This window comes from Pollutimonas rozaliensis, from assembly GCF_048751585.1.
GTDB lineage: Bacteria > Pseudomonadota > Gammaproteobacteria > Burkholderiales > Burkholderiaceae_B.
In genome coordinates this window covers 1-278 of sequence record NZ_JAZHOB010000076.1, presented here as the reverse complement: position 1 = coordinate 278, position 278 = coordinate 1, and the positions used below count along the sequence as shown (strand labels likewise).

The 278-nt window shown below is 41.4% G+C and carries 1 pseudogene; it reads right to left on the bottom strand.

Going from position 1 to position 278, the window contains the following annotated elements:
* Nucleotides 1-206 (bottom strand): annotated as a pseudogene (locus V0R37_RS22035) (MFS transporter); the annotation flags it as partial.
* Nucleotides 207-278 lie beyond the last annotated feature (72 nt).

Genomic DNA, 278 nt, shown 5'->3' with positions numbered 1-278 from the left:
GGCGCACCAACAACAACACCTAAAGCATAAGCGCTTATAGCGTAGCCACTTTGCGAAGGCGTTGAGCCAAAAGTTTCACTGATCAGTGGCAGCATAGGCATCATCGAAAATTCAGATAACCCTAAAATAAAAGTACCGAGCGCAAGCACGATTAATATAGCTGTTCGGTTAAGTTGATTAGATGGCGGCGCTACATTAGCGGTCATAAAAATCCTTTGAGATTAATGTTTAATTCATAAAAACTAGGGCAACAAGCAAACTGTAAAGTGTTGTTGCTG